Origin of the sequence: Streptomyces sp. CBMA123 (assembly GCF_014596465.1) — a bacterium.
Taxonomy (GTDB): domain Bacteria; phylum Actinomycetota; class Actinomycetes; order Streptomycetales; family Streptomycetaceae; genus Kitasatospora.
The window spans coordinates 1-3110 of the sequence record NZ_MECK01000408.1; the positions used below are offsets into that span (position 1 = coordinate 1).

A 3110-nucleotide genomic window follows, 5' to 3' on the forward strand; every position below is an offset into this window, starting at 1 on the left:
CGGCGACCCGGCGCTGCGCGCCGACGCCCTGGCGCGGCTCGGCCGGCTCACCGACGCCCGCGACCGGGTGGCGGCCGCCGCCGGGCAGCCCGACGAGCTGGACCGGGCGCTGGCCGACCTGGAGTCCGTCTTCACCGAGCTGACCGGCACCGCCGCCACCCGCGCCCACGGCGAGACCTACGGCGCCCGCACCCTGGTCTACGAGGACTGCCGGCGCGACGGCCGGGTCGAGGTCGGCCCCGAACTGCTCGCCGAACTGGGCGGCCCGCTCTCCCTGATGCTGGACTCCGCCCGCTGGCTGACCGCCCGGGTCGCGCAGGCCTACCGGGAGGAGTTCCGGCGCGGCTACGACCGGATGGTCGCCGAACGCCCGGACACCGAACCCCGCCTCACCGACCTCTGGGCCCGGCTGCAGACCGCCCTGCTCGGCCCCGACCAGCGGATCGTCGACCAGGCCGTCACCGAACTCCAGGACCGCTGGAGCACCGTGCTCGGCCCGCTCGAAGGACGCCGCGTCGACCTCACCACCGAGCAGCTGCGCCCGCTGGTCGACCGGGCCTTCGCGGCCGACGCCCCCGGCTGGCCGGGCGCCCGCTACCAGGCGCCCGACGTGATGATCGCGGCCGCGAGCCCGGAGGCGGTCTCCGCCGGCGACTACCAGCTGGTGATGGGCGAACTGCACGTCGGCGTCAACACCCTGCGCAACCTGCTCTTCGTCGACCAGCACCCGGACCCGCAGGCGCTGGAACGGGCCACCCTGGCCGACATGACGGCGCCGAGGGTCCAGCCGGTGCTGCCCAAGGAGTGGTTCTACTCCACCCGCACCACCATCCGGCTGTTCACCGACCGGGACCACCGGCTGCTGCTCGGCGACGAGGGCTCCTGGCTCACCGGCCACCCCCGCGCGCTGAACGCCGCCGAGGTCCGGATCGGACTGCGCGACGGCACGGTGGTGGCCCGCACCGGCACCGACGGCACGGACGGCATCGAACTCGACCTGGTCGAACTCCTCGCCGAGGCGATCGGGTTCAAGGTGACCAGCCGCTTCCAGCCGATGCCCGCCCGCCGGCACACCCCCCGGGTGACCGTCGACCGGCTGGTGGTCGCCCGCGAGTCCTGGCGCTTCGACCCTGCCGAACTCGCCTTCGCCCGGGAGAAGGACGAGGCGGCCCGGTTCACCGCCGCCCGTGCCTGGGCCCGCGAGCACGGCATCCCCCGGTTCGTCTTCGTCAAGGCCGCCCACGAGAGCAAGCCGTTCTACGTCGACCTGGACAGCCCGCTGTTCGTCAACGCCTTCGCCCACGTCGTCCGCGGCGCCCCCGGACAGTCGGACGGCCGGCTGACCATCTCGGTCGGCGAGATGCTCCCGACCAGCGAGCAGACCTGGCTGAAAGACCGTCAGGGATCCAGCTACACCAGCGAGTTCCGCGTCATCGCGGTGGACAAGTAAGGAGTGCGACGCACCATGTCGCTGATCGATCTGCTGGCCCGCCTGCGTGAGCAGGACATCCACCTGCGGGTGGAGGACGGAAGACTGCGCTACAGCGCCCCCGGCGCGGGACTCCCCGACGGACTGCGCGCCGAGCTCACCGCGCACAAGGGTGAGCTGATCGCCTTGCTGTCCGCGGGCACCGCCACCGACGGACCGCGGCCGGTGCCGCGCCGCCCCGACGCCACCCTGCCGGCCTCGCCGGTCCAGGAACGGCTGTGGCTGCTCGACCGGATGGAGCCCGGCAACCCCTCGTACCACATGCCCGCGGCCGTCCGGCTGACCGGCGCGCTCGACGCCGCCCTGCTGGAGCGGGCCGTCAACCTGATCGCCGCCCGGCACGAGGTGCTGCGCACCTCCTTCGAGGACCACGGCGGCCGCCCCCGCCAGCGGGTCGACGCCGAACGGCACATCCCCCTGGTCCAGTTCGACCTGCGCGAACTGCCCGAGCCCGAGCGCGCCGCCGAGGTCGCCCGCCGCTCCGAGGCCGAGGCCGCCGCCCCGTTCGACCTCGCCGCGGACCCGCTGCTGCGCACCACCCTGCTGCGCACCGACGACGACGAGCACGTCCTGCTGCTCACCCTGCACCACATCGTCGCCGACGGCTGGTCGGTGTCCGTCCTCGCCGACGAACTCGCCGCCCACTACCGGGCGCTGACCGAAGGCCGCCCCGCCGAGCTGCCGGCCCTGCCGGTCCAGTACGGCGACTACGCCGCCTGGCACGCCGAGTGGCTGGAGAGCGACGCCTGCGCCGCCCAGCTGGACCGCTGGCGCACCCGGCTCGCCGGCGAACTGCCCGACCTCAACCTGCCGCTGGACTTCCCCCGGCCCGCCGTGCGCACCTTCCGGGCCGGCCGGGCCGAGCGGAGCGTCCCGGCCGCGACGGCCGACGCCCTGAACCGCCTCGCCCAGCAGACCGGGGCCACCCGCTTCACCGTCATGCTGGCCGCCTTCAAGGTGCTGCTGCACCGCCTCAGCGGCCAGGACGACCTGATCGTGGGCATCCCCGAGGCCGGCCGCACCCGGTCCGAGATCGAGCCGCTGGTCGGCTTCTTCGTCAACACCCTGGCGCTGCGCACCGACCTCTCCGGCGACCCGGCCTTCCGCGACCTGCTCGGCCAGGTGCGGGACACCGCCTACGACGCCTACGCCGACCGCGACCTGCCGTTCGAGCGGATCCTGATCGACCTCCAGCCCAAGCGGCGACTCGACCGCACCCCGGTCTTCCAGGTCTTCTTCAACATGGTCCCGTTCGCCGAGCAGCGGCTCGAACTGCCCGGCCTGAGCGCCCGGTTCCTGCACGTCCCGGACGCCGGCGCCAAGTTCGACCTGACCCTCTACGCCGGCCTCGACGGCCGCGACCTCACCCTCGTCCACAACGCCGACCTCTTCACGGAGGAGCGGGCCGGACAGCTGCTGGAGCAGTACGTCGCCCTGGTCGAGCAGATCGCCGCCGACCCCGACCGGCCCGTCTCGGCGTACAGCCTGGTCACCGACCGGGCCCGCGCGGTGCTGCCCGACCCGGCCCGCCCGCTGGCGGCCGACTGGCGGGGCGGCATCGCCGAGGCCTTCGCCGAGCGGGCCCGCACCGCGCCGGAGCGGATCGCCGTCGAGGAGCCGG

Annotated in this window: 2 protein-coding genes; both read left to right on the forward strand. The window is 74.3% G+C overall.

Features of this window, described 5'->3' with window-relative positions:
- Positions 1 to 1450, forward strand: a 1450-nt coding sequence (locus BG452_RS32030; protein WP_188307859.1) for a lantibiotic dehydratase, incomplete at its 5' end; no start/stop codon positions are given.
- Between the two features lie 15 nt (positions 1451 to 1465).
- Positions 1466 to 3110: condensation domain-containing protein (locus BG452_RS32035; RefSeq protein WP_223243027.1), on the forward strand; the 1645-nt coding region annotated here is incomplete at its 3' end.